General features: G+C 37.4%; 20 protein-coding genes and 2 pseudogenes. 16 read left to right on the top strand and 6 right to left on the bottom strand.

Annotation, left to right across the window (positions count from 1 at the left end; genetic code table 11):
* The first annotated feature begins 170 nt into the window (after positions 1-170).
* From ACHZEU_RS09295 to ACHZEU_RS09280, 4 genes and pseudogenes are all read left to right on the top strand, one after another.
* Entirely contained in the window at positions 171-452 is a 282-nt protein-coding gene (locus tag ACHZEU_RS09295; RefSeq protein WP_004224778.1) for a YlaN family protein, read from the top strand.
* Positions 453-512: 60 nt separating this feature from the next.
* Positions 513-1,694 (top strand): annotated as a pseudogene (locus tag ACHZEU_RS09290) (FtsW/RodA/SpoVE family cell cycle protein).
* Positions 1,695-1,706: 12 nt separating this feature from the next.
* Positions 1,707-5,141, top strand: a pseudogene (pyc, locus tag ACHZEU_RS09285) (pyruvate carboxylase).
* Between the two features lie 136 nt (positions 5,142-5,277).
* Positions 5,278-5,898: a TetR family transcriptional regulator gene (locus tag ACHZEU_RS09280; RefSeq protein ID WP_404804415.1), complete on the top strand. Its 621-nt coding sequence runs from the start codon at positions 5,278-5,280 to the stop codon at positions 5,896-5,898.
* A gap of 243 nt (positions 5,899-6,141) precedes the next feature.
* On the opposite strand, the gene ACHZEU_RS09275 is transcribed toward ACHZEU_RS09280, so the two are convergent.
* Entirely contained in the window at positions 6,142-7,065 is a 924-nt protein-coding gene (locus ACHZEU_RS09275; protein WP_404804414.1) for a heme A synthase, read from the bottom strand.
* 336 nt (positions 7,066-7,401) lie between these two features.
* Here ACHZEU_RS09275 and cyoE point away from each other — a divergent pair, with 336 nt between their 5' ends.
* The 7 genes from cyoE to ACHZEU_RS09240 all read left to right on the top strand — a co-directional run bounded on the left by cyoE (position 7,402) and on the right by ACHZEU_RS09240 (position 14,008).
* Positions 7,402-8,319 carry a heme o synthase gene (gene cyoE, locus ACHZEU_RS09270; RefSeq protein WP_404804413.1) on the top strand — a complete coding sequence of 306 codons (918 nt, stop codon included), beginning with the start codon at positions 7,402-7,404 and terminating at the stop codon, positions 8,317-8,319.
* Between the two features lie 99 nt (positions 8,320-8,418).
* Positions 8,419-9,507 carry a cytochrome c oxidase subunit II gene (gene coxB, locus ACHZEU_RS09265; RefSeq protein WP_048394696.1) on the top strand — a complete coding sequence of 363 codons (1,089 nt, stop codon included), beginning with the start codon at positions 8,419-8,421 and terminating at the stop codon, positions 9,505-9,507.
* A 40-nt stretch (positions 9,508-9,547) separates the two neighbouring features.
* Positions 9,548-11,431 (top strand): cytochrome c oxidase subunit I, encoded by a 1,884-nt coding sequence (gene ctaD, locus ACHZEU_RS09260; protein WP_004224787.1) that lies wholly within the window; start codon positions 9,548-9,550, stop codon positions 11,429-11,431.
* Positions 11,431-12,081, top strand: a complete 651-nt coding sequence (locus ACHZEU_RS09255; RefSeq protein WP_404804412.1) for a cytochrome c oxidase subunit 3 — start codon at positions 11,431-11,433, stop codon at positions 12,079-12,081. Before ctaD ends, ACHZEU_RS09255 begins: the two co-directional genes overlap by 1 nt.
* Complete coding sequence (locus ACHZEU_RS09250; RefSeq protein ID WP_404804410.1) at positions 12,057-12,401, top strand: cytochrome C oxidase subunit IV family protein; 345 nt, start codon at positions 12,057-12,059, stop codon at positions 12,399-12,401. The genes ACHZEU_RS09255 and ACHZEU_RS09250 overlap by 25 nt, the downstream gene beginning before the upstream one ends.
* A gap of 181 nt (positions 12,402-12,582) precedes the next feature.
* Complete coding sequence (gene ctaG, locus ACHZEU_RS09245; RefSeq protein WP_404804409.1) at positions 12,583-13,506, top strand: cytochrome c oxidase assembly factor CtaG; 924 nt, start codon at positions 12,583-12,585, stop codon at positions 13,504-13,506.
* A gap of 40 nt (positions 13,507-13,546) precedes the next feature.
* Positions 13,547-14,008, top strand: a complete 462-nt coding sequence (locus ACHZEU_RS09240) for a DUF420 domain-containing protein (protein ID WP_404804408.1) — start codon at positions 13,547-13,549, stop codon at positions 14,006-14,008.
* Between the two features lie 14 nt (positions 14,009-14,022).
* Here ACHZEU_RS09240 and ytvI read toward each other — a convergent pair whose 3' ends face one another.
* Together ytvI and ACHZEU_RS09230 are read right to left on the bottom strand one after the other, a co-directional pair.
* Positions 14,023-15,084: a sporulation integral membrane protein YtvI gene (ytvI, locus tag ACHZEU_RS09235; RefSeq protein WP_404804407.1), complete on the bottom strand. Its 1,062-nt coding sequence runs from the start codon at positions 15,082-15,084 to the stop codon at positions 14,023-14,025.
* 146 nt (positions 15,085-15,230) lie between these two features.
* The gene (locus tag ACHZEU_RS09230; RefSeq protein ID WP_004224795.1) at positions 15,231-15,632 is read right to left on the bottom strand and encodes a YugN family protein; all 402 of its coding nucleotides are present in this window, start codon (positions 15,630-15,632) and stop codon (positions 15,231-15,233) included.
* A gap of 147 nt (positions 15,633-15,779) precedes the next feature.
* Between ACHZEU_RS09230 and ACHZEU_RS09225 the strand changes: the two genes are divergently transcribed.
* Both ACHZEU_RS09225 and ACHZEU_RS09220 read left to right on the top strand, forming a co-directional pair.
* A complete protein-coding gene (locus ACHZEU_RS09225) occupies positions 15,780-16,934 on the top strand; it encodes a CAP domain-containing protein (protein ID WP_048394693.1) in 1,155 nt (384 codons plus the stop codon).
* Positions 16,935-17,085: 151 nt separating this feature from the next.
* On the top strand, positions 17,086-18,558 hold the full coding sequence (locus ACHZEU_RS09220; protein WP_404804406.1) for a UDP-N-acetylmuramoyl-L-alanyl-D-glutamate--2,6-diaminopimelate ligase: 1,473 nt from the start codon (positions 17,086-17,088) through the stop codon (positions 18,556-18,558).
* Here ACHZEU_RS09220 and ACHZEU_RS09215 read toward each other — a convergent pair.
* Entirely contained in the window at positions 18,539-19,039 is a 501-nt protein-coding gene (locus tag ACHZEU_RS09215) for a PaaI family thioesterase (RefSeq protein ID WP_404804405.1), read from the bottom strand. The genes ACHZEU_RS09220 and ACHZEU_RS09215 overlap by 20 nt on opposite strands.
* An 87-nt stretch (positions 19,040-19,126) precedes the next feature.
* Between ACHZEU_RS09215 and ACHZEU_RS09210 the strand changes: the two genes are divergently transcribed.
* Positions 19,127-19,573, top strand: a complete 447-nt coding sequence (locus ACHZEU_RS09210; RefSeq protein ID WP_004224800.1) for a YlbF family regulator — start codon at positions 19,127-19,129, stop codon at positions 19,571-19,573.
* 103 nt (positions 19,574-19,676) lie between these two features.
* Positions 19,677-20,729: a tartrate dehydrogenase gene (locus tag ACHZEU_RS09205; RefSeq protein WP_048394686.1), complete on the top strand. Its 1,053-nt coding sequence runs from the start codon at positions 19,677-19,679 to the stop codon at positions 20,727-20,729.
* A 90-nt stretch (positions 20,730-20,819) separates the two neighbouring features.
* Here ACHZEU_RS09205 and ACHZEU_RS09200 read toward each other — a convergent pair whose 3' ends face one another.
* Positions 20,820-21,731 carry a glycerophosphodiester phosphodiesterase gene (locus ACHZEU_RS09200; protein WP_404804404.1) on the bottom strand — a complete coding sequence of 304 codons (912 nt, stop codon included), beginning with the start codon at positions 21,729-21,731 and terminating at the stop codon, positions 20,820-20,822.
* A 400-nt stretch (positions 21,732-22,131) separates the two neighbouring features.
* Between ACHZEU_RS09200 and ACHZEU_RS09195 the strand changes: the two genes are divergently transcribed.
* The gene (locus ACHZEU_RS09195) at positions 22,132-22,404 is read left to right on the top strand and encodes a YlbG family protein (protein WP_004224806.1); all 273 of its coding nucleotides are present in this window, start codon (positions 22,132-22,134) and stop codon (positions 22,402-22,404) included.
* A 2-nt stretch (positions 22,405-22,406) separates the two neighbouring features.
* Here the strand turns inward: ACHZEU_RS09195 and ACHZEU_RS09190 are convergent, their stop codons facing one another.
* The gene (locus ACHZEU_RS09190; protein ID WP_036077099.1) at positions 22,407-22,796 is read right to left on the bottom strand and encodes a hypothetical protein; all 390 of its coding nucleotides are present in this window, start codon (positions 22,794-22,796) and stop codon (positions 22,407-22,409) included.
* Positions 22,797-22,832 lie beyond the last annotated feature (36 nt).

The raw sequence follows: 22,832 nt of genomic DNA, 5'->3' as shown, positions 1-22,832 counted from the left end.
CCTCAAATCTTGTATATCCATGACATAGTATAACGCTAATGCCTAGAGATAATAAAGAAATATAATTCGAATTCTCTATTTTCCAATGAAGACACTTGCATTTTTATCGACTAAAAGATAAACTTTATTAAGATAGAATCGAAGAAATATCAGATAATGGGGGCGTCCTCATGGATACGAAATCACAAACTTCTTTTCAAGAGAAGGCTTTGGAGCTATTAGTTGCTGATGCAGATAAGATTGCTCGCCTTATTCGAGTACAAATGGATCATTTAACAATGCCACAATGCCCTTTATATGAGGAAGTATTAGATACACAAATGTTCGGTCTATCACGTGAAATTGACTTTGCTGTGAAGCTTGGATTGATTGAACGTGAAAAAGGCAAAGAAATTCTCGATTCACTCGAGAAGGAACTTTCTGTACTACACGACGCGTATACAGACAAATAAAAAGAAAAACTCAAACGCTTCTTTGCGCTTTGAGTTTTTTTACTAGAACGAGGTTTTCCAATGAGACAATACTTAAAACGCTATGCACAAAATTTTGATTATCCCTTATTTTTTACGGTCCTATTATTAAGTTTATTTGGGTTAATAATGATTTACAGTTCAAGTATGATGGTTGCTATTGTTCAAAAAGGTCAAGCACCTGATTATTTTTATCAAAAGCAAGTGACCAATTTAATGGTGGCATTTCTTGGCTTTATCATTACAGCATTTTTCCCATATAAACATTATGCGAATAAGAATATTATGTTATTGCTAACTGTTGTATTGGTTGTGTTATTTACATGGGTAAAAGTAGCAGGGAATGGGGCAGAAGAAGTAGGCTCTCAAAGTTGGATTGCTATCCCTGGTTTAGGGAATTTTCAACCTTCAGAGTATGCGAAACTATTTATAATTTTATATTTTGCAGCTGCTTTTTATCGAAAAGCGCAAAAATATACGTTTGAAAAGCTACARCCGACTKAAATTTTTTAMSMAAWTTKTMTATGGATTTTAGTGGTTGCTGGKGTAGYCTTTGAAACAGACTWRGGARMAGTGATTATTCTATGTGGTATTGCCGTTTCAGTTGTAGCTTCAAGTGGTATTCCATTTAGAACATTTTGGAAATTTTTCGGTGTATTAGGTGCGTTTGGTACAGCAATTCTTGGTATTCTATGGATATTTAAGGGAGAGCTACTAACAGGAAATCGAAAAGGACGGATATTGTCTTACTTAAATCCATTTGAGTATGAGGATGGTAGTGGTCACCAAGTGGTGAATAGTTATTATGCCATTGGCGGAGGCGGCTTAGAAGGGCGGGGCCTTGGTCAATCCATTCAAAAATTAGGATACTTGCCTGAACCACAAACAGATTTTATTATGGCAATCATAATGGAAGAGTTAGGGATATGGGGCGTTTTGATTGTCTTATGTGGCTTGGGATTTATTGTATATAAAGGTTTTTCTATTGCATTGCGGACAAAAGATCCATTGGCACGCATGATTGCGGCTGGTATTGCGAGCTGGATAGGCTGGCAATCATTTATTAATCTTGGGGGTGTAACCGGGTTAATCYCGTTAACCKGTGTAACGTTACCTTTTATAAGCTATGGCGGTACATCTATAATCATTCTATCTTTAGCGATGGGAATATTGATCRATGTTTHTATGTTTGAAAAGGTAGAGAGGAAAAAAACACAATCATAAAGGGGGATACCTATGGAATCAATCAACAAAATTCTCGTAGCCAATCGAGGAGAAATTGCAATTCGTATTTTCCGTGCTTGTACGGAGCTGAATATCCAAACTGTTGCCATCTATTCAAGAGAAGATAGTGGTGCTTTTCATCGCTTTAAAGCAGATGAAGCTTATTTAGTGGGAGCTGGCAAGAAACCAATCGATGCTTATTTAGATATTGAAGGTATTATTGCCATCGCAAAAGATGCAGATGTTGATGCGATTCATCCAGGGTATGGTTTTTTATCAGAAAACGTGGAATTTGCACGTCGCTGTGAGGAAGAGGGCATTGTCTTTATCGGACCAACTTCTCAGCATTTAGATATGTTTGGAGATAAGGTCAAAGCACGTTCTCAAGCCATTGCGGCTGAGATTCCTGTTATTCCTGGTACAGATGGCCCAGTAGCCGATCTAGCAGAGGTAGAGACGTTTGCTAGCAATTATGGCTATCCAGTTATGATTAAGGCAGCACTTGGCGGTGGTGGTCGAGGGATGCGTCTAGTCCATACGCCAGAGGATCTTGCTTCCTCCTATGAAAGAGCAAAATCTGAGGCAAAGGCTGCTTTTGGTTCCGATGAAGTATATGTAGAAAAAGCAATCATAAAACCAAAACACATTGAAGTACAAATTATTGGCGATAAACATGGCAATATTGTGCACTTATATGAGCGTGATTGCTCAATTCAGCGTCGACATCAAAAAGTGGTAGAAATTGCGCCATCTCATTCGATTTCACAAGAGTTAAGAAATCGTATTTGCGATGCTGCTGTGAAATTAATGAAGAATGTCTCGTACATAAATGCAGGGACAGTGGAATTTTTAGTCGCAGGAGACGATTTTTATTTCATCGAGGTAAACCCTCGCATTCAAGTAGAACATACAATTACAGAAATGATTACAGGTGTTGATATCGTCCATGCCCAAATTAAGGTAGCGGCAGGCTATGGACTTCACAGTGAAGAAATTCATATGCCAAAGCAAGAAGATATGCCAATGATTGGCTATGCCATTCAAGCACGTGTGACAACAGAAGACCCTGCAAATGACTTTATGCCAGATACAGGAAAGTTAATGGTTTACCGTTCAAGTGGTGGTTTTGGCGTGCGATTAGATGCTGGGAATGGATTCCAGGGTGCTGTCGTTACACCATACTATGACTCTTTGTTGGTGAAAATTTCTACTTCGGGTATGAACTTTAAAGAAGCTGCTGCGAAAATGGATCGTAATTTAAAAGAATTCCGTATTCGTGGCGTTAAAACGAATATTCCGTTTTTAAATAATGTGGTGACTCATGAAAAGTTTTTATCAGGGGCCTTTGATACTAGCTTTATTGATACAACACCAGAGCTTTTCGAGTTCCCTGTGCGTAAAGACCGTGGAACAAAGCTGTTAAGCTATATTGGGAATGTGACCTTAAATGGCTTCCCTGGTGTAGAGAAGAAGTCAAAACCTATCTTTGTCCAGCCAAACCAACCTAAAATTGATCCTTTAATTGTACCACCAGCAGGTACAAAGCAGATTTTAGATACACAGGGAGCAGATGGCTTAGTGCAGTGGATTTTAGCACAGGAAGACGTACTACTAACAGATACTACATTCCGCGATGCTCACCAATCCCTGCTTGCAACACGTGTTCGTTCACAGGATATGTATCAAATTGCAGATGCAACAGCTCGCATGATGCATCAGTTATTCTCGCTGGMAATGTGGGGCGGTGCAACATTCGATGTMKSWYMYYKMTWCWYAWMMSMRRRYCCAYGRGAGCGGCTAGCGAAACTGCGTGAGCARGTGYCGAATGTGTTATTMMARMWRYWAMKRMRYRRASMYRAYRCWGTTGGTTATACAAACTATCCTGACAATCTAATCCGAGAATTTATCGCTGAATCGGCTTCATCAGGAATTGATGTATTCCGTATTTTCGATAGCTTAAATTGGATTAAAGGCATGGAAGTAGCGATAGATGCTGTGCGTCAATCAGGAAAAATTGCTGAAGCAGCCATCTGTTATACGGGGGATATCCTCGATGACAGTCGTGCGAAATATTCAGTGCAATACTATAAGGATATGGCGAAAGAGCTTGAAGCAGCCGGTGCCCATATTTTAGCGATTAAAGATATGGCTGGTTTATTGAAACCGGAAGCGGCGTACCGTTTAATTTCCGAGTTAAAAGAGACGACAAGTCTGCCAATCCACTTGCATACACATGATACTAGTGGCAATGGAATTTACTTATATGCTAAAGCGATAGAAGCAGGTGTTGATATTATTGATACAGCGCTTGGATCTATGGCAGGTCTAACATCTCAACCAAGTGCAAACTCCTTGTACTATGCAATGAAGGGCGGCAAACGTGAGGTACGAGCGGATATCGATGCATTAGAAAAATTATCGTACTACTGGGAAGATGTTCGTAAATACTATAAAGATTTTGAAAGTGGCATGATCAGCCCGCATTCTGAGATTTACGTACATGAGATGCCTGGTGGTCAGTATAGTAACTTACAGCAACAAGCAAAAGCTGTAGGGCTTGGTGATCGATGGGAAGAAGTGAAACGCATGTATTCCCGTGTAAATCTACTATTTGGTGATATTGTTAAAGTTACACCATCCTCCAAGGTAGTGGGTGATATGGCTTTATTTATGGTGCAAAATGATCTAGACGAAAATACAGTCTTAACAAGAGGGAAAACGATTGATTTCCCAGATTCTGTGATTGAATTCTTCCAAGGTTATCTTGGGCAGCCACATGGCGGGTTCCCAGAGGCATTACAACAAGTAGTGTTAAAAGATCGAGAAGCAATTACAGTTCGTCCAGGAGAATTATTAGAGCCTATTCAATTTGATCAATTAGAGGCTGTGCTAGAGGAAAAGTTAAATCGCCCAGTTACGAAAAAAGATGTACTGGCTTATGCACTTTATCCAAAAGTCTTTGAGGAATATGCGAAAACAGCAGAATCCTTTGGCAATATTTCAGTTCTTGACACACCGACATTCTTATATGGCTTAAAGCTTGGTGAAATTATTGAGGTCGAAATTGAAAAAGGTAAAACATTGATTATTAAACTCGTTTCAATCGGGGAACCACAACACAATGGAACACGTGTCCTTTACTTTRRKCTTAATGGYYAAKCGCGKGWATTGGTGATTMRAGATATGACTGTTGAGGTTGATGGCAATTTAGCATTAAAAGCCGATCCAAGCAATCCAAACCAAATCGGTGCTACAATGCCAGGTACTGTGTTGAAAGTTGTTGTTTCTAAAGGTAGTCCTGTTAAACGTGGTGATCATCTGTTAATTACAGAAGCCATGAAAATGGAAACAACTGTCCAAGCACCTAAAGACGGCATTGTAAAAGAGGTATATGCAAGTGCAGGAGATGCTATTTCAACAGGGGATCTATTAATTGAAATTGAATAAATGGTCATGAAAAAAAGGTTATTAGATGCTTTTATTAGTATCTACATAACCTTTTTTATTGTGTTTAAGCGATAAATCATATAAAATCTGATTACTTAATCAGAAAAATGTTTGGTTAATCAATCAGGAGAATTCTATGGATAACAATAAAAATACCTTTATTCAGGAAGCAAGAAAGCAGCAAATTATTGAAGCTACGATAGCGACACTTGATGATATAGGCTATGTAAAGGCAAGTTTAGCACAAATCGCTAAACGTGCTTCTATTAGCACAGCATTAATTTCTTATCACTTTGTAGATCGACAAGATTTAATCAACCAAAGTCTGCAAGCACTAATTGAGCAATCCACAACTTTCATTTTGACAAAAACATATACTGCCAGTGACCCTGTCACACAATTAGCAAACTTCATAGAGGCAAGCATTGCTTATCAAGCGACACACCCAAAAGAAAATGCTGCATTATTAGAAATTGTCTTCAACGCTCGGACTGCACATGACATCCCTTACTATAAACTGCCAAATGAAGAGGAAGACCCACTATTGACGGCATTATGTAATATTTTGGAAGATGGTAAAAAACAGGTGACTTTTAGTGTTCGCTCTGTCAATGTAATGGCAAAAGTAATTCAAGGAGCGATTGGTGAATATATGCTTATAGGGGGACCGCTTGCGATAGCGGCAGAGGATTACAGTCTCGAAGTAACAAATATTATATGGACAGCAATGAAAGTAGAGGGGCCAAAAAATGCTTAGAGCGCTATTTAACTGGATGTDAGTCATWGGTDTAATTTTATTAGGAGGCCGTCTCGTAACGCTAATTTGTCGATATTTCGACATTCCTTTTACAACATTTTTTAAAGATTATGCACTGGTATCCATGATTATTTTAATTGTTGGAATTATAGGGACTGAAGCTATGAAGAAACAAAAATAGTCATAGAAAAAAGATTCGACACATCTTTGGTGGCGAATCTTTTTTAATGGGCTATTTCTGGGCTATTTCTTTTTCTCATTATAATTACTTCGAGCAACTAGCATGATCATWTAGCATAATAAACCGAATAAAAGGGAAATAAATAATGAATGCAGTAAAGCTACCGTTAAATTCAGTTTAGTAAGAACTACTAACATACCTGCAATAACTTGTAAAACTACTATAGTAAAGGCAATTATCCATCCATAGTATATAACACGTTGATGTTTATATTCCTTTACAGCGTGCCAAGTTATGTATGCTATCCAAATGAAAATAATAAGAACAGCTAATCGATGTCCCATTTGCACCCATTCATACATATTATTCGGGGGTGCCAAAGGTGTTTCATTATAGCAAAATGGCCAATCGGGACAAATTAAGCTCGAATCTGTATGTCGAACTAGCGCCCCAGTATAAACGACTAAATAAGAATAAATTGTGACAGCAATTGTATGCCAACGTAACTTTTTACCGATAAATACGTTATCGGCATCAAATTTCCGATCGACTTCAAATACAATCATAGAGAGAAGAAGAACAGCGGCAAAGGAAATCAGAGATATCCCAAAATGAAGTGCTAAGATGAAATCACCTTGCCCCCATAATACTTGAGCTGCTCCAATAAGAGCTTGCGCAATTAAGAAAAACATTGCTAGGAAACCTAATAGTTTTACTTCGCGAATATGTCCGAGCTTACGCCATGTCCAAACGGTTAACACAAGAATTGAAATAGATACAACTCCTGTAACGAGACGGTGTGAGAATTCAATAAGGACTTCTGGTGTAATCTCCTTTGGAATAAGAGATCCATTACAATCAGGCCAGTTTCGACCACAGCCTAGGCCACTATCTGTTTTGGTAACGAGAGCCCCACCTAGTAATATAAGGAGCATCCCTACTGTAGCGGCAACAGCAAACCACTTCAAATACCTGTTGTGTTGCATAAAATGAGTCACCTACTTTATCTATCAACATTACAAGAACGTAATGTTTCTGCTACTAGATAATATCGAAAATACGTATAAAAAACAACTTGTAAAGAGAAGGGACTACTAGATGTCGATTCCATTTCACAAATTGTTCATAATTTCGTGCTTTAACCTTCACAATTCATTTTAGAAAATGTTTTACTATAGATATGTTGTTTTTAATTATATTTCTAGACAAAACTAATTTTTACAACTTCATCTAAATTTCACTTAATGTCTAGAAATCAATCGCAAATTTCGCTATAGTTATTGTTAGCGGAATATGCTTAMAAAAATGAAAGGAGAGGTATTATGTCAAACGGTCGTACACTGGCGGCTACTAGAAATCCTGGTCCAGAAACAACATCTGTTGTAAAAGATTTCTTAGCACTAATAAAAATTGGAATCGTTAACTCGAATCTTGTCACAACGTTTACAGGGATGTGGCTGGCTTTTCAGTTTACTAGTAGACATTTCTTGCAAGAGCTTGATGTCATATTTTACACCATGCTGGGTGCGGCATTAATCATTGGTGGCTCAGGTGCAATGAATAACTTCATTGATCAGGATATAGATCCCATCATGAAAAGAACTAAGGCAAGACCGACAGTGACAGGCAGATTTAAGCCAAACTTTGTGTTGACCATTGCCCTCTCATTTTTAATTGTAGGTGAAATTTTGTTATTTGCGGCATCGTTTGCAGCCGGCATGTGGGGACTAGTAGGAATATTTGCTTATGTCGTTCTGTATTCAATGTGGTCAAAGAGGAAGCATGTTAGTAACACGGTTGTAGGTAGTATTTCGGGGGCTATTCCTCCTGTTATTGGATTCGCAGCGATTGAGCCTGCCTTAGGTCCAGGAGCACTAGCCTTATTCCTTATCATGTTTGCATGGCAACCACCACATTTCTATGCGCTTGCAATGAAACGGACTGAGGAATATCGTGCAGCTAAAATACCAATGCTACCTGTTGTAAAGGGATTTAAACGTACAAAGTACTCAATGTTACTCTGGATTCTTTTATTATTACCGTTACCTTTCCTTTTAACAGAGCTTGGAATTGGCTTTTTAACTCTTGCTACTGCATTGAACTTGGGTTGGTTAATACTAGCTCTGAAAGGCTTTACAACAAAAGATGATATGAAATGGGCAAATAAAATGTTTATTTATTCGTTGAATCATATGACCATACTATTTGTAGCCATCATAATATTTGCGGTGTTTAGCTAAAGTTAGGGATTCTTTCTTTTTATAAGAATTCATATAGACAGAACTGATGTCCTAGGTACACATGAAAATACAACAAAGAAAGAGGGGTTTAATTAAGCTATGATGAAAGGGCTTAAAAAATGGCGTCTTTTTTCACTTCTAGCAGTGATGATGGTTTTCCTTTCAGGTTGTGGTGAAGATTATCTTTCTACACTAAAACCATCTGGAGAAGTAGGTAAACAACAATTAAATTTATTACTGTTAACTACTGTAATTATGACGCTAGTAGTAGTAATAGTATCTGTTATCTATTTACTTGCATTCCTAAAATACCGTCGTGCACGCGTAGGTGAAAATGTTATCCCTAAGCAAGTAGAGGGTAGTCATACTTTAGAAGTGATTTGGACAGTTATTCCGATTATTTTATTATTAATTATCGCTGTACCAGTTGTTACAACTACTTATAAATTTGCAGATGTTGCTGCAATGGATGAGGTAGATGAAGAAGGGAACAAAACAGCCCTAACAATCAATGTAACGGCAAAATTATACTGGTGGGAATTCGAATATCCTAACCAAGGTATCGTAACGGCTCAAGAGCTAGTGGTACCAACAGGTGAAAAAGTTTACTTTAATTTAAAAGCTGCCGATGTTAAGCACTCATTCTGGATTCCTGCTGTAGGCGGTAAAATGGATACAAACGTGGAAAACTTAAACAAATTCTACTTAGTATTCGATAAAGAATCAAAAGATCTTAAAGATGGCGTATTTTATGGAAAATGTGCTGAATTATGTGGACCTTCACATGCATTAATGGACTTTAAAGTAAAAACATTAAGCCCAGACGCATTTGATGCATGGGTTGATGCAATGAAAGCAACTGAAGGACAAACTGCTGACAAAGCTTCAACAGATCTTGGTGAAGCAACTTTTGCAAATAGCTGCTTAGGCTGTCATGCTATCTCTGGTTCAGGAGCAGGCGGTACACCAGGTCCAAACTTAACTACGTTTGGTGACCGTAACCGTGTTGCTGGTTTCTTAGAGCATAATGAAGAAAGTTTAAAAGCTTGGATTAAAAACCCTGAGGAATTTAAACCAGGTAACTTAATGATGAATGCTGATGGCACTGCGCCTATCTACGGTAATTTATCTGATGAAGAAATTGAAGCTCTTGCAACTTACATCATGGGCTTATCAGTAGAAAAATAATTTTCGTTCTATGTAACAAATTTTGAGGGAGGTAAAAGTTGTGAGCTCATACACACAGAAAAAGGGCTTTGGAGCAGCTGTCTGGGATTACATCACTACTGTTGACCATAAAAAGTTAGCAGTGATGTATTTATTAGCCGGTACATTGTTCTTCGCTATCGCTGGTTTTGAAGCATTATTAATGCGTATTCAATTAATGAAACCAAATAATGATTTCGTATCAGCTGGTTTTTTCAATGAATTATTAACAATGCATGGAACAACAATGTTATTCCTAGCTGCTACGCCACTACTATTCGCATTTATGAACATGCTTGTACCATTACAAATTGGTGCGCGTGACGTTGCATTCCCGTTCCTTAACTCATTAGGGTTCTGGTTATTCTTCCTAGGTGCAGTATTCCTTCACCTGTCATTCTTTATGGGTGGCGCTCCTGATGCGGGCTGGACTTCTTATGCATCATTATCTTTATACTCTCCAGGACATGGTATTGATTTCTATGTTCTTGGTTTACAAATTTCAGGGGCAGGTACATTAATTTCAGGTCTTAACTTTATCGTTACGATTATTACAATGCGTGCTCCAGGTATGACATTTATGCGTATGCCATTATTCACTTGGACTGCTCTTGTATCAAGTGCCTTAATCTTATTCGCATTCCCTCCATTAACAATTGGTTTATTAATGATGTTATTTGACCGTATGTTCGGTGGTAACTTCTTTGACCATACAATGGGTGGTAACACAGTAATTTGGGAACACTTATTCTGGATCTTCGGACACCCAGAGGTTTATATCTTAGTATTACCAGCATTCGGTTTATTCTCTGAGATTATTCCAGCGTTCTCTCGTAAACGTCTATTCGGATACTCTTCAATGGTATTCGCTACAATTTTAATTGGTTTCTTAGGGTTCATGGTTTGGGCTCACCATATGTTTACAGTTGGTCTTGGGCCAACAGCAAACGCAATCTTCGCTGTTGCAACAATGGCAATTGCGGTTCCAACAGGTATGAAAGTATTCAACTGGATCCTAACTATTTGGGGTGGATCTATTAAAGTTACAACACCAATGCTTTATGCACTTGGATTTATCCCGTCATTCGTTGCGGGTGGTGTTACAGGGGTCATGCAAGCATCTGCACCTCTTGACTATCAATTACATGATTCTTACTTTATCGTTGCTCACTTCCACTACGTAATCGTTGGTGGTATCGTTACAGCATTATTCGGTTCAGCGCACTTCTACTGGCCAATTTTCTTCAACCGTATGTTAAACGAAACGCTTGGTAAAATTACTTTCTGGGTATTCTTTATCGGATTCCATTTAACATTCTTCCTTCAACATTTCTTAGGTTTGATGGGTATGCCACGTCGTGTATTCACTTACATGGAAGGTCAAGGTTGGGATCAATTCAACTATATCTCTACAATCGGTGCATTAATGATGGGTGTAGGGGTTATCTTAATGGTAATCAACTGCTTAATGTCTATTAAGGGCAAACCAGCAGGACGCGACCCATGGGGCGATGGACGTACTTTAGAATGGTCAATTCCACAACCAATTCCATTCTATAATTTCCGTCAAACTCCACTTGTTCGTGGTTTAGATCCATGGTGGATTGAAAAACAAGAAGGTAATAAAGAAGTAACATTTGCTGAGCCACTAGGTGATATCCATATGCCAAATAACTCAGCGATTCCATTCGTTATTTCATTAGGTATGTTTATTGCAGCATTTGGTGCACTTTACAATCCAGACGCAGATAAGCCATGGTCTATTTATGTTTTAATCATTGGTTTAGCAATTACATTTGGTGCGATGATTGCTCGTTCTGTTAAAGACGATCATGGTTTCCATTTACACAAAGAAGAAATTCTTGAAATTGAAGAACATCTTTACGGCAAAGGAGGAAATAAATAATGGATTTCAATACTAAATTTACTCCTCATACTTGGCCAGATCATCCTGAACAAGCTACGATGGAAGGTAAAAATAAAGTCGTTGGTTTCTGGATTTTCCTTGCCTGTGAAGTTGTACTTTTCGCAAGTTTATTCGCTACTTATTTAGCGCTTAAGAACAAAGGGCYAGCTGGCATGGAGTTCACAACTCAAGGTTTATTTGAATTACCATTAGCATTTGCTATGACGATGTTATTATTAACATCATCACTAACATCTGTTTATGCAATTTACCATATGCGTAACTTTAACTTTAAAGGTATGCAAACTTGGTTAGCGATTACATTAGCTTTAGGTCTTGGATTCTTAGCACTTGAAATCTATGAGTTCAACCACTATGTGCACCTTGGTTTTACATTTAATCAATCTGCATTCGCAACAGCGTTTTATTCGTTAGTTGGTACACACGGTTTCCACGTAACTTTAGGTCTTGTATGGATTGGTACTTTAATGATCCGTAATGCTAAACGTGGATTAAACCTGTACAATGCACCTAAATTCTTCGTTGCTGCTTTATATTGGCACTTTAKCGACGTAGTTTGGGTATTTATCTTTACAGTAGTATACTTGATGGGAGTGATMGRMTWATGTCTBCRCACGATASACYTMTAGTTGSTAMGTCAYNRGHRCAGTATGAGTATGATCGTCATCATAATGCCGTTCATATGCGTAAACAAGTAATCAACTTTGCGATTATGATTTTCTTCACTTTTATCGCATTCGCAGTAGTTGCAGCTGATTTTTCTAAATACTTAATTATGCCATTCGTATTATTATTGGCTGGCGTTCAAGTTGTACTTCAACTTTATTCTTTCATGCACTTAGAAGATAAAAAAACTCACTTTGGTGGTGTTATTGGTTTCTTCATGTGGATGGGAATTTTAATCGCATTTACATTCTTCTTAGCATTTTTAACAATCATTTGGTGGTAATCACCAAAAAAGCACGTTCGTTATTTTGTACGAACGTGCTTTTCTTATGTTTTGAGGTTATTTAGGTATCCAAAGAGGCAAACACTGTTGAAACTTAACATTTGTTCACCTTTCGTTCATTGCAGTATAGCTGTAAGCGTTTTATAATAGGAGTACTGAAGTTTAAAGGAGTGCGTTCCATATGCCACTTAGTATATTTGGTTTCCAAGCATTGTGGAGCCCGTATTTAATAGGGGTTCTTGTTTTTATAACAATCATCTATTTTTTAGTCACAACAAAGTGGCGTAAAGATTTTAAAGTAAGTGAACCTTTGAAAAAAAGTGAAGCTATTTACTTTGTTTTAGCTATGATTACCATCTATATTATCAAAGGATCTCCGATTGATTTAATGGCTCATATTATGTTTACSATGCACATGGTGCAAATGGCTATTCTGTTATTGCTGGTCCCTATTTTCTTAATTAAAGGGATTCCCTGGTGGGTTTGGAAGGTGGCTATTGAGGCACCTGTMGTTAGAACTTTGTTTAAAGTGCTAACATTACCAGTTGTTGCTGTCTTTGTATTTATCGGTCTATTTTCTTTCTATCATTTACCGTCCATATTGGATTACATTAAATTAAATGAAACATTACATGGTACCTATACATTTGTATTATTTCTATCTGCAGTGTTTATGTACTGGCCTTTAATTCAAAATATGCCAAATAGTAATCAAATGAAGCCTTTGCATAAATTGGCGTATATTATTGCTAATGCTGTTTTAATTACACCTGCTTGTGGATTAATCATCTTTGCGCCAAATGCAATGTATGAGACATACACAAACGGTGATGCATGGTTAAAGGCAATGGAGCTTTGTGTACCAGCCTCTACATTGTCAGGATTATCTTTATCTGGACCAGAGCTATTTAMAGACATGAAACCAGTTGYAGATCAGCAATTAGGTGGCGTGTTAATGAAAATCCTACAAGAGCTTATTTTTGGTGTACTAATTGGTACGATCTTCACAAGATGGTATCGATCTGAGCAAAAAGATCCGGATAAAATCACTGCTGACGCTTTAGCTGCCCACCAAAAGAAGTGGGAAAGTCAACAGCAACATTAGTTGAAGAATAGAAATTTACTTTGTGTAAGGGGTTTTGACAATGGAATTGCAAATATTGCCTACTATTAGTACATCGTTTATCGTTATTAGTGCGGTACTTGTAGCGATAGGGTGGGGCTTAATTATAAAAAGAAATGTAGAGGGACATAAGAAAGTGATGCTTGCTGCAGGTGTTGCAGCACTTATTTTCTTTATCATCTATGCGTCCCGTACAATCTTTATTGGAAATACAGCTTTTGGCGGTGGAGAAGATTTAAAACCATACTATACGTTCTTCTTGATTTTCCATATTATTTTAGCGACATCTGGAGCTGTGTTTGGTATCGTTAGTATTATTTCAGGTTTGAAAATGAACATTAAATTACACAGACGAATTGGGCCAATTACAAGTATTATTTGGTTCTTTGTTGCCATAACTGGTGTATTAGTTTATTTATTATTGTATATTTTATTTGAGCCTGGTGAAACAACATCAGTAATGAAAGCCATTTTAGGATGTTAAAAATATCTCCCTCCTTATTTCTGTGCAGGAGGGAGATTTTTTATAGTTGGTTGGAATAGTGAAAGCACTACGACAACCAGTAATGGACCAATTAATATTCCAATAAATCCAAAGATTTTAAAACCAATAAACATGGCAATAAAGGTATTCAAGGAAGAAAGTCCAATTTTATCGCCAATAATTTTTGGCTCAATCATTCGTCGGACTAGAAATTGTCCAATGGTTAGTAAAATTAAGACAGCTGCATATAAATAATCGCCAGCAAAGACCTGATAGATTGCCCATGGGACTAATAAAATAAATGAATCAAGAAAAGGGATAAAGTCTAAAACAACAAGTAAAAGTGCTAACAATATAGGGAATGGTGTTTTTAAAAAATAAAATGCAGCGAATGATATAGCAAAGATCCCTATCCCTACAAGTAATTGAGCTTTCAGAAATCCAAATAAGGCTAGCTTAACACGTTGGCCAATAAAGATAATTTTTTGATGGTAATGAAAAGGAACGGGCGATAATAATTTACGATTAATTGTTGGTAATTCTAAAAGCAACATATACAACACAATCCAATAAACAAATATATCAAAAAGACGTGTGGGAATATATGTTAATAACGTTGACCAAACATTGACGTTCGTTAAGGATAAAGAAAATTTTTCGATGGATGCTAAAGCTTTTGCAATCATAAATTGAATTTGTGAAACTAGCTCTACCGGTAAATGATAGGTGTAATTGCTGAGCTTAGATTGCATTTGAATCCATAGGGCAGACAATTGATTAAGATAATCAGGTATATCAATAATAAAGGAAGAAAATTGTTTCCAGCTTATATTAAGGATAAGYGTACATAATAATAAAGATATACTTAGAAAAAACAAAAAAAAGAAGAAGACAACGATTTTCCGTTTTTTTCTAAACCGTTTGCTCATTCGAACGATGATTGGTTCTAACAATAACGCGGTTAAGTAGGCAAGTAAAATTGGTAATGATATGGAGATGGACCAAAGGATCAGTATACCCATTGCAATAACAATAATGGGATGACGAAAAAAAGGACGATTAAAAAATGATAACATTTTTCTCACCTACATCTTGTAATAGATATAGGTAGTATGAGAAAAAAATTTTTTTTTACTCAAAATAAAAAAAGACTGGACCACCAGTCTTTTTACAACCATGAAGCTATTTACGCTTACTTGCCGTCACTTCAATGTACGAAAGATTAGCGTGCGTTAACAGGTTCAAAGTTATTTTTATTTGTAGGCTCGATTGAGAATTGATCTAACTCTAATTTAACCTTTTTTAAGATTTCTTCACATTTTTTTACAAGGTGTGCTGGATAAACCTCGTCATCGCCATATTCAACACCATGCGGATAATAGTATTTACCAAGGACTGGTTTCATTAATGTAAGGATAGCATCGTGTGCACCTACGTCACCAGAAATAGCATATGCGAATACGCGTAGGTAATAACGACCTTCACGAGTATCGAATCGTTTATCAAATGTCATACGCTCGTAATCCCAGCCGCCATCACATTCTAAACCATGTTTTTTCATAATGCTGACAAGTAGCTCTTGATCAGCTGTTAAATTTTCAAGGTTAGTATTTTCAAAATACATGTATAGTCCTCCTTTAGGTTCTCGTACAAAGTATACGCTCATTTTTATAATAGAGCATATTCGACATTGTTGCAATGACAACATTGTGTCAACCCAATTACAATTGATATAATAACTTACAATAATGGTGATGAAAAGGAGTCCTGTATGAAAGCTTTATTCCGCATTTTAATGGTTTGTGGTGCAGTTGCATTAATTGGTTTTATGTTTTTTAATACCCCTAAGGAAAATGAGCCACTAGAAGGCCCAAATACCAATTCGAATATCATACCTCAAACACAGCTAAAGCAGGAACCTGCAATAGGAGCAATGACACGTCCACAAACGGGTATATCCACATTGATAGGAAAAGGCACACAAACTGTTTTAGAACAATATGGGGAGCCTGCAAGAAAAGAGCCGTCTTCATTCGGTTATCAATGGTGGGTCTACAATGAAGACGTTTCAACTTTTTTTATGATTGGTATTGATAATAATATTGTGACACAAATTTACATAGCAGGACAAGAAATTGATGCATTTCCTTTTAAAGTAGGCCAAAAACGTGATGAAATATACAGAATGACGATCATTGATTATGAGGTAGCCGCCACTGTAGGCGAAAATATTTTCATTTTCTCAATGAGTGAAGAAGATATGCAAACAAGGCTGCTTATCAAATTTGATGGTCTTTATGCACAGCTTTACATAGATAGGGAGACAAGTGAGTTGCAAGGGATACGATATACAGACAGTGAAACACTTGTCCTTCATCAGCCATATGAAATGAGCTATCAAGGGGAGCTTGTTAGACGTGCTCCACCTTCCTCTTTCTTACAGCAAGAAATTGATGTGGCTAGCGCTAAACAATTAGACGATTTGCTAAATGTAACAAGAGTCCACCATGATTTACTTCCTTTAGAAATGGATGAATCATTGGAGGAAGCAGCAAGAATGCATAGTGAGGACATGAAGGTGCAAAATTTTTTAGCGCATGAATCTCCAACCTATGGTGATCTAAAAAAACGATTACAGACGCAAAAAATCGAGTATAGTGAAGCGAACGAAAACCTGGCAACTGCTTATTTTGATGCGATTGAAGCCATGCATGGCTGGACAAATTCTCCTGAACATAGAAAAGTTCTTTTGAATGATCGATATACACGCGTTGGTTCTGGCGCCTTTGTAGATTATTATACGCAAATATATCTTGAACCTACTACACAAGAAGTGGGTAGAGAAGAGCAAGATAATGAAGAGACGAAAAATGAAAAACAAGATAGCGAAGAATCTACAGATAAATCAAATCAAACCTTACCATAACAGAAGAATATTCAGATGAAGACAAGCTTTCAACAAACGGGCTTGTCTTCATTTTTTATGTGGAGTTTCTCCTTCTTTTAGGCTTCTACATTTTTCGTCACACCGTTACACACGCCGTCATATGATAGAGAACTGAAAGGGTGAATGAGGTTTGCAATTAGCAGAGTTATTAAAAGACTGGCCAAGTAGCGTGACGGGAGGATCTATACGGACAGAAATTACTGGTGTAGAGGACTWTGMAMAGGCGGTACAACCTGGTGATATATTTATTGTACGAAAAGGTAAAAAAACATCGGGAAGTCGGTTTGTCAAAGAGGCATTGGCACGTGGAGCTGCTGCCATCGTTTCAGAAGAAAGTATCTCTTTGCCAATTATAGATAAAGAAATTCCTTTTGTATGGGTTCCAAATACAGCATTATTTTTATCGTATGCAAGTGCAAAGCTTGCTGCTTTTCCAGCAGAAGCTTTAACTGTTATCGCCATTACAGGTACAAATGGAAAGACGACAGTGAGCCATTTTGTTAGTCAGCTTCTAAATGCACTACATAAACATGCAGCAGTTATTGGAACGGTTGGCTTTTTCATCAATGGTGAGAAACAACAAACGGCTTATGAGCAATTAACAACATTGCAAGCTAAAGAATTACACCCCATTCTTAAGCAATGTGTGCGAAAAGGTGTGACCCATGTTGTATTARAAGCTTCTTCAATGGGGTTGCAGCAGCATAGGCTCGATCATTGTGACATTGACTGTGGTGTATTTTTAAATTTATCAGAAGATCATTTAGAAGATCATGGAGGTTTAGAAGCTTATAAACGTGCCAAGAAACGTTTAGCGGATTTATCAAAAAAGCTAGTATTAAATGGAGATGATAATTTTTGCCGTTCTGTTGGTATTTATGATAAGAAAAAATCTTGCTCATTTGGTTTTGATAATCACAATGATTTACATATTCAAATCGTCAGTGAATCAGTTGGAAAAACCGTACTTTGTTTACAGACTTCCGCGAGTGAGCATATTGTAGAAATTCCTTTTGTCGGTAAATACCATGTGCAAAATGCTGTTGCATCCTTAATGGCTGTATGGCGCTTAGGTGTCCCTATGGAAGATATAGTTGGACATATGTGGTCGTTAAGGCTACCAGAGGGCMGGCTAGAGAAGATTGAAAATCCATTAGGAATTGATGTTTATGTAGATTATGCCCATACAGCAGAAGCATTGCAAGCAGTATTGCAAACCTTTGATCGCTCTAAAACAATTTACCTTGTCTTCAGTTGTGGAGGAAATCGAGACAAGGCGAAACGCTTTGCAATGGGGGCAGTAGCAAGTAAATATGCTGATGTTATTTATTTAACAACAGATAATCCTCGTGATGAAGATCCTATTGTGATTAATGAAAGTATTATTGCTGGTTTTACAGAGCAACAATATTATGAAATTTATTTAGATCGCAAACTTGCTATCCATCAAGCATTAGCAAAGGCAGAAAAGGGAGACATTGTCCTTGTTGCCGGAAAAGGGCATGAACAAACACAGCAAATTAAAAATCAAAAGTTCCCTTTTTCCGATCAACAATGTATTAAAGACTATTTTGCGAGTTTAATTACGGACGACGCTGAATAACGAAGAAAGATCCTGTAGCAATGGCAAGCCTGCGACCAGTCTCATCTTCAATATCACATTCCATGACAAGCGTTTGGCGTCCCTTATGAACAAAACGACCACGTGCAATCAATTCTTTATTTGTAGTGGTAGCAATATACGATATATTCATGTTCGTAGTAACTACATTATAGCCCTCAGGCACAGAGCGCGAAGCAAGCCCTCCCATAGCGGCATCGGCAATCGTTGCAACAATACCTCCGTGTGGCACCTTTATCGTATTATGGATGACCGGTGTAATAGGGATACGGACCTCACTGACCTCAGGCTCAAATTTACCTACCATATGTAAAGTAGCATTAATATAACGACGGTGAATGCCTTGCTGTTTCTCCCGTAGGCCATTTAAAAGATGTAATAAAACTTCTTCATCTNCCTCGGTACTGTCTTGTAAAATCTCGGCCACTAACTGTTCAACCTGCTCCTTAGATGTTGTCATCATTTGGAAAACCTCTTTCATTAAAATTATCATTAATGTAAAATTACCATAAAATCTGTTATGATGGGAAAGAGATTGGGGGAATTAAAGATGATGATGACCTCTGACTGGGTAATCATTTTGGATGAGGCGGAAGCGCTTTGTGAGATGATTCTTTCCTCAGAACCTGCGATGGCGCTACAACAAGCGTATGAAGCTGTATATAGTGATGCACAAATTGTAGAGGCTATATATGCATTTAATCGCATGAAAGAGCAGTACGAAGATGTACAACGTTTCGGAAAATATCATCCGGACTACCATACAATTATGAAGTCGATTCGCCAACAGAAAAGGGCACTTGACTTAAATGAGAAAGTTTCAGCCTTGAAAATTGCTGAAAACGATTTTCAGGATTTACTGGATGAGATTAGCCTATTAATAGGAAAAACGGTCTCTGAAGCGGTAAAAGTTCCTGTTAGTAATCCATTCTTTGCATCTGGTTCATCTTGCGGAGGTGGATGTGGCTCGGGCGGTTCATGCTCTTGCTCAGCGTAATAGGATGTGTATATATCATATCTCTTCTAGACTGTAGACAACTCGAAGGCAACTGAGTTAGTTTACAGTCTTTTTTATAATTAAATTCAAGGAGGAAGCATTAATGAAAACTTATCGAATTGCCGTAATACCTGGGGATGGAATAGGAAAAGAGGTTGTGCCAGCTGCAATAAAAGTTCTTGATCAGGCAGCGTTGTTAGATGGACGCTTTCAATTTGAATGGACAATTTTTCCATGGGGCTGTGAATACTATTTAGAGACAGGAAAAATGATGCCTGATAATGGCATAGAGCTGTTAAAACAGTATGACCAAATATTTTTAGGTGCAGTTGGTATGCCTAACTTGGTTCCGGATCATGTATCATTATGGGGCCTTCTCATTAAAATTCGACGTGAGCTACAGCAATCTATTAATGTACGACCTGCAAAGCTACTTCAAGGGTTACCATCACCTTTACGACAACCAAATGATTTTGATTTTATTGTTGTAAGGGAAAATTCTGAAGGGGAGTATGCTGAAAGCGGAGGAAGAATACATAGTGGTCAAGAAGAGGTGGCAATCCAAAATGCTGTTTTTACAAGAAAGGGTACAGAACGGGCGATGCGCTATGCATTTGAATTAGCCAAAACACGTAATGGACATGTGACAAGTGCTACAAAATCAAATGGGATTACATATAGCATGCCTTTTTGGGATGAAGTGTTTACTCAAGTAGGAAAAGAATATGAAGAGGTAGGTCAAGCATCTAATCATATTGATGCACTAGCGGCATTTTTAGTGATGAAGCCAGAAAATTTTGATGTTATCGTAGCATCGAATTTATTTGGGGATATTTTGACAGATCTAGGCGGTGCCATTATGGGAAGCATTGGTATTGCACCTGCAGCAAATTTAAACATTGAAGGGCTATATCCATCAATGTTTGAACCTGTCCATGGTTCTGCACCAGATATAGCTGGTCAAGGAATTGCCAATCCTATTGGACAAATTTGGACAGGTAAGATGATGCTCGATTTTCTTGGTTATCAAGATGTGGGAACAAGGATATTGAATGCTATAGAGCAAACATTAGCGCGGGGTATAAAAACGCCTGATTTGGGTGGAGCTGCCACACTACAAGAAGTAACTGATGCAATCATAGATTATTTAACTTAAGTATTACTGTAATGGGAAGTAATAATGGATCTAACATTTACATGAAAGGGAAGCACATCAGTTCAGTGTGCTTCCCTTTCATTCCTGGTCTTATTTAGACTCTTGAGCTTGTAATAACTCAACTGCAATATCTGGACGATCTGTAATAATGCCCTTTGCCCCATTATTGAGTAATTTTTTCATCGTATCTAGTTCATTGATTGTCCAATAGTGTACAGGAATATTAAGGTTGTTTAAAAACTGAATAAATTTAGGAGAATCTAATGCAATAACCCCTGACTTTGGAGGAATTTGAAAAACATCCACTTTAGGGTGATATAAATGTCCAAACTGACTTGAGAAGGAAGCAAATGCTTTTCTGACATCTGATTCACCTGCACCAAGTGCTACTTGATTTTGAGCATATAAATTAAAACGATCTATTTGCTCACCATAAAAGCTTGTCACAACAACACGATGTTCAGCTTGAAGTTCTTCAATTAAGCRCCAAAGTTTAGAAGGCATHAGACTCCCTTCGTACGTATCAGGAGCATCTTTGATATCAATGTTGATTAACATATTTGGATAGGCTTCAAGCAACTCTCGTAAAGTTACGACTTTTAATTTATCCTCTCGATATGGGAAATTTCCTTCTAAATCTTCAAATTGGTAGCCGTGGTTCAAGGCATTGATTTCTGCCAACGTCATATCTGCAATGAGCCCATAGCCATCCGTTGTACGTTCAACTGTCTCGTCATGGAAAACAATAATTTCCTCATCTTTCGTTAGGCGAATGTCGATTTCAAAGCCATCGACACCTAGCTGTGCAGCTTTTTCAAATGCAACCATTGTATGTTCTGGTGCTAAAAGAGCTCCGCCACGATGTGCAAGAATTATGGGGCGTTCGAATTGTAATGCTTGTTTACCTTCGCGTTGCTGTGGTTTTGAAATAGCTTTACTGCCTGCCCAAGCCGCTGCACTTGCTGCTGCGATTGCAAGCGCAATTTTTGTTTTCTTACCCATATTCGTCCTCCTTAACAATTATSCTMAWATAAAAAGTMGTAGTKAATTMWTTGTTTAATSAATAGTAKKAAGTASAGKGCCTACTATTAAAATTAGTTATATAAGTGAATGATGATTTTTTTATGCCGATTTTTGCCATCCTATTTGAAAAACAATCATTATGGAGGTGCAAATGTCTTGTAAAGGGTTTATTTGAGGCATGATCATCTTTCAGCATTCTTCTGTTCCTGTAATGATGCTACAATTGAATTTAATTAAAACAACTGATTCATCTTCACGATGTTCAACGTCGTATGCTTTTCCATTATAACGGAAAATTGAGCGTTCTGTCAGCTAAACTCTGTTGCTATCATTTTCTGGTCTATGGTATTCTTTTATGTAAGAAATGAGGGAATCCACTATGAACGAACGACAAGGGCTAATCGTTTACGTCCATCAATTAAAACATGCGAAGTCACTTCGGAAATATGGTCATGTTCTTTATATTTCTAGAAGGCAAAAATACGTAGTGCTTTACTGCGATCGTGAGGATATTGACATGATGACAACAAAACTACAACGCCTTCCATTTGTGAAAGACGTTGTGGCGTCTTATCGTCCTTTTGTAAAAACTGAATATGAAAATGCAAAACCAGATAAAGCAAAGGAATATGACTACAAAGTAGGTCTATAAACTTATGTTAATGCAGGTATGTAGTTATTTAGTCTTAATATACCTATTAAGTATTGATAAAATAGTTTTGATTCCGAAAATATAGATGAGTGCTTTATTTCTACAACTACTGCTTTTCGACCGAGTTGTTCTATTTGTGCTTCAAACATTTTCTGTCGCTGTGTTGGCTGTTCTTCATTGTATGGGATGCCTTCTCGACAAATATAAATAGGCATGAACTTACTTTCGCCGACTGGTTTAAGGGCGACAGCTAAAGAAATCACCTTCTTGTCTTCTTTTGTAGATGTTAGTAAAAAGGCTTGATGAAAACGTTCCTGGTTGGTTTTAATAATTTCGAGTAGCTCGTAAACATCACCATAGCCTTCACCTAATTCTATAAATTGTTGTGGCATAATAATTGCACTTCCTTTCCAATATTCATAGTATCA

Origin of the sequence: Lysinibacillus sp. S1 (genome assembly GCF_044986265.1) — a bacterium.
In the GTDB taxonomy this organism is placed as follows: domain Bacteria; phylum Bacillota; class Bacilli; order Bacillales_A; family Planococcaceae; genus Lysinibacillus; species Lysinibacillus capsici.
This window is presented reverse-complemented; position numbering and strand designations above follow the sequence as displayed.

Excerpts from the sequence above, each read along its gene's own strand:
- ACHZEU_RS09295 (WP_004224778.1), top strand. The coding sequence starts at position 171 with ATGGATACGAAATCACAAACTTCTTTTCAAGAGAAGGCTTTGGAGCTA.
- ACHZEU_RS09280 (WP_404804415.1), top strand. The coding sequence starts at position 5,278 with ATGGATAACAATAAAAATACCTTTATTCAGGAAGCAAGAAAGCAGCAA.
- cyoE (WP_404804413.1), top strand. The coding sequence starts at position 7,402 with ATGTCAAACGGTCGTACACTGGCGGCTACTAGAAATCCTGGTCCAGAA.
- coxB (WP_048394696.1), top strand. The coding sequence starts at position 8,419 with ATGATGAAAGGGCTTAAAAAATGGCGTCTTTTTTCACTTCTAGCAGTG.
- ACHZEU_RS09240 (WP_404804408.1), top strand. The coding sequence starts at position 13,547 with ATGGAATTGCAAATATTGCCTACTATTAGTACATCGTTTATCGTTATT.
- ACHZEU_RS09230 (WP_004224795.1), bottom strand. The coding sequence starts at position 15,632 with ATGTATTTTGAAAATACTAACCTTGAAAATTTAACAGCTGATCAAGAG.
- ACHZEU_RS09225 (WP_048394693.1), top strand. The coding sequence starts at position 15,780 with ATGAAAGCTTTATTCCGCATTTTAATGGTTTGTGGTGCAGTTGCATTA.
- ACHZEU_RS09210 (WP_004224800.1), top strand. The coding sequence starts at position 19,127 with ATGATGATGACCTCTGACTGGGTAATCATTTTGGATGAGGCGGAAGCG.
- ACHZEU_RS09205 (WP_048394686.1), top strand. The coding sequence starts at position 19,677 with ATGAAAACTTATCGAATTGCCGTAATACCTGGGGATGGAATAGGAAAA.
- ACHZEU_RS09195 (WP_004224806.1), top strand. The coding sequence starts at position 22,132 with ATGAACGAACGACAAGGGCTAATCGTTTACGTCCATCAATTAAAACAT.
- ACHZEU_RS09190 (WP_036077099.1), bottom strand. The coding sequence starts at position 22,796 with ATGCCACAACAATTTATAGAATTAGGTGAAGGCTATGGTGATGTTTAC.